Annotated in this window: 4 protein-coding genes and 1 pseudogene; 3 read left to right on the forward strand and 2 right to left on the reverse strand. The window is 63.1% G+C overall.

What is annotated here, in order from left to right; all coding sequences use genetic code 11:
* Nucleotides 1-184 (reverse strand): annotated as a pseudogene (locus BJP32_RS16545) (cell envelope biogenesis protein OmpA); the annotation flags it as partial.
* Between the two features lie 163 nt (nucleotides 185-347).
* Entirely contained in the window at nucleotides 348-2,552 is a 2,205-nt protein-coding gene (locus tag BJP32_RS16550; RefSeq protein WP_076224875.1) for an AGE family epimerase/isomerase, read from the reverse strand.
* Nucleotides 2,553-2,687: 135 nt separating this feature from the next.
* On the opposite strand from BJP32_RS16550, the gene argB reads away from it, so the two are divergent.
* From argB to dapD, 3 genes are read left to right on the forward strand one after another with little or no spacing between them, the layout of a single operon-like run.
* Complete coding sequence (gene argB, locus BJP32_RS16555) at nucleotides 2,688-3,617, forward strand: acetylglutamate kinase (protein ID WP_076224876.1); 930 nt, start codon at nucleotides 2,688-2,690, stop codon at nucleotides 3,615-3,617.
* A complete protein-coding gene (locus tag BJP32_RS16560) occupies nucleotides 3,614-4,327 on the forward strand; it encodes a pyrimidine 5'-nucleotidase (protein ID WP_083674032.1) in 714 nt (237 codons plus the stop codon). The genes argB and BJP32_RS16560 overlap by 4 nt, the downstream gene beginning before the upstream one ends.
* Nucleotides 4,324-5,193, forward strand: coding sequence for a 2,3,4,5-tetrahydropyridine-2,6-dicarboxylate N-succinyltransferase (gene dapD, locus BJP32_RS16565; RefSeq protein ID WP_076224878.1), 870 nt, complete (start codon nucleotides 4,324-4,326; stop codon nucleotides 5,191-5,193). Before BJP32_RS16560 ends, dapD begins: the two co-directional genes overlap by 4 nt.
* Nucleotides 5,194-5,411 lie beyond the last annotated feature (218 nt).

Consider the following 5,411-nt stretch of genomic DNA (forward strand, 5'->3'; position numbering starts at 1 on the left):
CGTCGTTGACTTCCCAGTTCCAGCTGTGGCCGGTCGCCGACGCTTCCGTGTTGATGTCGTCGATGATGTGGTAGCCGGCGTCGATCGCGCCGTACCAGCCATCGGGCTCAGCCGATGCAGCGCCGGCCGACAGGGCCAGGGCGGCCGCTGCGCTCGACGCCAGGATCAAACTCTTGACACGCATAGGATGCGGCCCTCCGAGGTTTGTTGAAAAGTGGGCGACAATTAGATCACCGCCTGCGGCGACCTTTATCAGCGTCACCATAGGCGGTCGAGCACGAAACGCTCACTTACAGCTTCATGCAACACAAGCGTGTTCCAAAAGCTACAAAAGGTTAAGTCTCTGTTTAGCTCAGAGCAAGTGAGGGAGCGCCGCTTCCCAAGGTTCTCGCTTCAGCGACCTGCGTAAAGGCGGAAACAATGTGATACAATGAACTGGCAGGAGACGCTTCTTCAATGAAACGACCGCTTTCAAGCCTTTTATCCCGCCAAAGACCGTCATCCGTCAGATATGTCCAAACGGCGCGCTGAGCGCGAGCCGCCTCTGAGAGAAAATGAGTTTCATCAGACGGGCACAGATCAGCAAGAAGCAGGGAGGCTTTCAGCCATTCAGTCTGAGGCCACAGACGAGCGCGCCGTATACGGATACCACCATCCTCATCTAAAGCATCCACAGCGACTTGACCGCGCGCGTCCACTCCCTCCGCCCCGCGGCCGAACAAAGTTCTGGCGGCCCTCAGCCACTTCTGATCTCCGCCGCGACGGTGCAAGCGCGCCAACAACCAGGCCCATTCGAATTGATGAGCCGGCTCGACGAGACGACCTTTCTCGCCAGAAGCAGGCGTCCAGTCAGCCTCAAAGAACTCTCTCAATCGGCCGGTCTTTGAATCCATAAAAACAGTCGCGGCCAAGCTCGCAACCTGTTCTGCGAGCGCACTCCATGCCGGATCATCGCTGACCTCGGACCAAGCCAAGGCCGACTCCAGCAGGTGCATGTGGGCGTTTGACTGGTACGGTTGGTCTCCGGCTTCGACGATGGCTCCAACGTCATCCGCCCTTTCCAGTAACCGCTTTCTCACCGCATGAGCGATCGCTTCAGCACGCCCGTCCCAGTCAACACCCGCTTTCTTGGCCGTCGCTAGCGCGAGCAGAAGAAAAGCCTGATCATAGACACGGAAATCCTCGTCCAAAGGCGTGCCGTCATGCGCCACCAACGTTCGCATCAAACCATCCGGACGCAGGAACGTTCGCTCCAGATATGCGAACCCATCCATGATGTTCTGACGCCAAGGCCCTTGCCATCCAAGCAAGGCTGCCTGCGCAAAAACATAAATCTGTCGAGCCTGAACGCGCGCACGTCGCTCCGCCGCTACACTTCGCCCATCAAGATTAAGCAGTTCGGCGAATGCTCCATTTTCGGCCTGGCCCACTGACGACCAAAGCGGCAATGCGCGTAAGCGCAACCACTCCCGGAATCGGCGCGCACCAACTTCAAGCGCCTCCATTTCAGGTTTGACGAAGTCTATATGCTGCGGAGAAGACTTTCGCAGTCGCTCCACCACCTTCTTCACGTCTTGAGCGCGAGACAGATCGCACACCAAGACGGCATCGCCTTCAACCACAATGGCCAGATTTCGAACCCCAAGGGCCGCGACTACTACGCCTTCCGGTGCACGCGCCATGCAGCCTTCAGCGTCCTCAAAAATATGCCCGCCGAATTCTCCTTCGCCCGTCGCGGCGACGGCGTCCCAGGCTCCCAAATCCGACCATTGGAAATCAACTGGCAAGACCCAGGCCCGCTGCGTGCGCTCCATCAAGGCATAGTCGATCGAAATCTTAGGCGCAGAACGGAAAGCTGCGCCAAGCTCAAAGACATCCCCAGCACAACCGTCAACCGACGCTCGCGCCGAGTGAAGGACATCGGGAGCACAATGCGCGAGTTCAGAAAGCAGCGTTCTGGAAGAAAGTATGAAATTGCCGCTATTCCAAAGGAATCCTTTTTCAATGTACTCTCGAGCTACATCTCGATCGGGCTTTTCAACAAACTGCTGCACCGGAGCAAGATTACTTGCAGCCGGTTGGATATACCCATAAGCGGTCGAGGGCTCAGTCGGCTTGACGCCTAGGGTAACGATATGGCCCTGCAACGCGGCTTCGCCCGCCTTTCGTACAGCTTCGCAGAAAGCGCCATGATCCGGAATATGGTGATCTGACGCGACAAAAACGTTCACCCCGTCCGCGTCGTGTTGTTCCGTCCACGCAGCAGCAGCCGCCATGGCGGCTGCCGAATCCCGCGCCTCGGGCTCAAGCAAGACTTGAGCAACGACGCCGATTTCATGAAGCTGATCCAGAATGGCGCTGCGATGCGTCTGGCCGCCAATAACAATAATGCGCCCGCCACCGGAAACCAGCGGCTGCGTCCGTAAAACGGCTTCCTGAAAGAGAGAGCGGTTACCTGAAAGCGGGATGAACTGCTTAGGCCTTGAAGGGCGAGAAGCCGGCCAAAGCCTGGTTCCCGCACCGCCGCACATAATGACAGGATATAATCTCATGCGAGGATGCCTAATCTGAATCGCGCAGAAAGGAAGTACCCGACCATAGAATTACGAAAGAATGACAACCCCGCTAACTTCAACAGCACCTTCGCCCGTGACTCCCGCCCCCCTTGGGGCTATCGAGCGCGCACGATGATAGAGACTGATCGGCAATCCGAGGAACGCGGCTGGGAAACGGCGAAGACGCTCGCCGAAGCCCTGCCCTATATCCAAGTTTATGACCGCGAGACCGTGGTCATCAAATACGGCGGCCACGCCATGGGCGAGGGCGCTGTGGCGAAGCAGTTCGCCGCGGACGTGGTGCTGCTGAAGCTGATGGGCGTGAACCCCGTGGTGGTCCACGGCGGCGGGCCGCAGATCAGCGCCATGCTGGACAAGGCGGGCGTGAAGTCGGCCTTCGTCGACGGCCTGCGCGTGACGGACAAGGACACCATGTCGGTAGCCGAGATGGTCCTGTCCGGCGCGGTCAACAAAGAGATCGCCCACTGGATCACCGTCGCCGGCAAGGAAGCCGACGTGCGCGGCGTCGGCCTGTCGGGCAAGGACGCCGGCTTGCTGACGGTCGAGAAGACCAAGCGCACCAAGCGCGATCCCGACAGCATGATCGAGCACGAAGTCGACCTGGGCTTCGTCGGCGAACCGACCAAGGTCGATCCCAAGCTGATCAAGGGCCTGATCGCCTCGGAGACCGAGGACTGGGTGCCGGTCATCGCCCCCATCGGCGTGGCCGAGGACGGCCAGACCTACAACGTCAACGCCGACACCGTGGCCGGGGCCGTTGCGGGCGCCCTGCACGCCAAGCGGATGCTGCTGCTGACCGACGTGCCGGGGGTCAAGGGCGCCGACGGCGAGATCATTCGCCAGATGACGCTGGACGAGGCGCAGGGCCTGATCAACGACGGCGTCGCCACCGGCGGCATGATCCCCAAGCTGGAGACGGCCATGGCCGCCATCCGCGCGGGCGTCGAGGCCGTGGTCATCCTGGACGGGCGCCGCCCGCACGCCATGCTGGTCGAGCTGTTCACCGAGCACGGCGCCGGCACCCTGGTCCGACGGAAGTGACGGGTTCGGCGTCGAGCACGGCGCCTGAAACCGCGCCTGCCGAGATCGGCGCGGACCTGCGCCATGTGCGGTCCTGGGTCTTCGACCTGGACAACACCCTTTACCCGCCGGAGACGCAGTTCCTGCGTCAGGTGGAGCAGCGCATCAACCAGTACGTCGTGCGGACGTCCGGCCTGGAATCGGCCGAGGCCCTGTCGGTGCAGCGCGGCTATCTGCACGACTACGGCACCTCCCTGGCCGGGCTGATGATGCACTATGAGATCGACCCGCATCACTTCCTGGCCGAGGTGCATGACGTGCCGCTGGACGTGCTGGCGCCCGATCCCGGCCTGCACGCGGCGCTGGAGCGGCTGCAGGGCCCGCGCCTGATCTTCACCAACGGCTCGGCCGGCCACGCCCAGCGGGTGATGGAACGGCTGGAGCTAACGCCCTTCTTCGACGGGGTGTTCGCGTTGGAGGACGCCGACCTGATCCCCAAGCCGGACCCGCGCACCTTCCACAAGATGCTGGCGCGCTTCGGCGTCGATCCGGCGACCGCCTGCTTCTTCGAGGACACGCCCAAGAATCTGGAGCCGGCGCGTGACCTGGGCATGACCACCGTGCTGGTCGGAACCAAGGCCTTCACCGCCGAGGGCGACCACATCCAACACCGGGCCGCCTCACTCGGCCCCTTCCTGACCACCGCCATGCTGGACGGAGATCCGCAATGACCGACCTGACCCATCTGGAATCCGTCATCGAGGCCGCCTGGGAAGCCCGCGTCGAGGTTTCGGCCGCCACGCGCGGCGAGGTGCGCGACGCCGTCGACACCGCCCTGGCCCTGCTGGACTCCGGCCAGGCGCGCGTCGCCTCGCGCGGCGCCGACGGCGTGTGGAGCACGCACCAGTGGCTGAAGAAGGCGGTGCTGCTGTCCTTCCGCCTGAACGACAACATCATCATGCGCGCGGGCCACGCCCCGACCCTGCCGCTGTCGGCGGATCATCCGGTCGCCGTCGGCCCCTTCTGGGACAAGGTGCCCAACAAGTTCGGCGACTGGAGCGCCGCCGACTATCAGGACGCGGGCTTCCGCTCAGTGCCCGGCGCCATCGTCCGCCGCGGCGCCTATGTCGGCAAGAACGTGGTGCTGATGCCGTCCTTCGTGAACATCGGCGCCTATGTCGATGAAGGCTCGATGGTCGACGCCTGGGCCACGGTCGGCTCGTGCGCCCAGATCGGCAAGAACGTCCACCTGTCGGGCGGCGCAGGCATCGGCGGCGTGCTGGAGCCGCTGCAGGCCAATCCGACCATCATCGAGGACGGCTGCTTCATCGGCGCCCGCGCCGAGGTGGCCGAAGGCGTCATCGTGCGCGAGGGCGCGGTCCTGGCCATGGGCGTCTATCTGTCCGGCTCGACCAAGATCGTCGACCGGGCCACAGGCGAGATCTTCCGCGGCGAGGTGCCGGCCTATTCCGTCGTGGTGCCGGGCGCCCTGCCTGACCCGAACGGCGGCCCGAGCCTCTATTGCGCCGTCATCGTCAAGCGCGTCGACGCCCAGACCCGCGCCAAGACCGGCGTGAACGAACTGCTGCGCGACTGATCGTCCGTCACCGGATCGGACGGACTCGTCAATCTCTCTGAAACCAGCCTAATGGCTGGATAGGTTTCGGGAGAGGGAACCATGTCCGTTCAGCGTCTGCGGCGATACGCCGTCTCTATCAGCGTTCTGGGCCTGCTGGCCCTGCCCTTGGCGGCCTGCGGCGGCGGGGGCGGCGGAACGGGAGGCGGCATCGTCACGCCTCCACCTCCACCTCCGCC

This window comes from Brevundimonas sp. ZS04 (genome assembly GCF_001956865.1).
Classification (GTDB): Bacteria; Pseudomonadota; Alphaproteobacteria; order Caulobacterales; family Caulobacteraceae; genus Brevundimonas; species Brevundimonas diminuta.

Bases quoted from the DNA above. Each gene is read 5' to 3' on its own strand.
- BJP32_RS16550 (WP_076224875.1), bottom strand. From the start codon at position 2,552: ATGAGATTATATCCTGTCATTATGTGCGGCGGTGCGGGAACCAGGCTT.
- argB (WP_076224876.1), top strand. From the start codon at position 2,688: ATGATAGAGACTGATCGGCAATCCGAGGAACGCGGCTGGGAAACGGCG.
- dapD (WP_076224878.1), top strand. From the start codon at position 4,324: ATGACCGACCTGACCCATCTGGAATCCGTCATCGAGGCCGCCTGGGAA.